Here is a 660-nt window from a genome sequence, read left to right on the forward strand (position 1 = left end):
GTTCGAGGCCGTCTCGCCCCTGCTGCGTCCGGGTGCGCGCTACGCCGTCCGCGTCGGCGGCCCGCACGGTCCGGGGCACACCTTTAACCCGCAGTCGCTGCTGATCGAGCCGTACTCGCGCGGTCTCGTGTCCGGCAGCTTCGGCGACTGGCGCTCGGTCGTCGTCGACGGCTCGTTCGACTGGGGCGACTCGACCAAACCGCGCGTGCCGCTGGACCGCACGGTCGTCTACGAGGGGCATGTGAAGGGGCTGACGAAGCGGCATCCCTTCATCCCTCCCGCCCTGCACGGCACCTACGCGGGCCTGGCGCACCCGGCGATGATCGACCACCTGCTCGCCCTCGGGATCACGAGCGTCGAGCTGCTCCCGGTGCACGCTTTCGCCACGGAGCCCCGACTGCTGCAGCTGGGACTGTCGAACTACTGGGGGTACAACTCCCTCAACTTCTTCACCCCCCACGCCCCGTACGCGACCGCGGCCAGCCGCGCCGAGGGACCCGAAGCGGTGCTGCGCGAATTCAAGGGGATGGTCAAGCTGCTGCACGAAGCGGGGCTCGAGGTGATCCTCGACGTCGTCTACAACCACACCGCCGAAGAGGGCATCGGCGGTCCGCGCACGAGCCTGCGCGGCATCGACAACCGTTCGTACTACCGCCAGAC

At 69.2% G+C, this 660-nt stretch carries 1 protein-coding gene; it reads left to right on the forward strand.

The features are described 5' to 3' along the window. A partial coding sequence (locus DBR36_RS18480; protein ID WP_258222845.1) for an alpha-amylase family glycosyl hydrolase occupies positions 1-660 on the forward strand: 660 nt, incomplete at both ends.

Origin of the sequence: Microbacterium sp. HMWF026 (assembly GCF_003061325.1) — a bacterium.
GTDB classification, from domain to species: Bacteria; Actinomycetota; Actinomycetes; order Actinomycetales; family Microbacteriaceae; genus Microbacterium; species Microbacterium testaceum_E.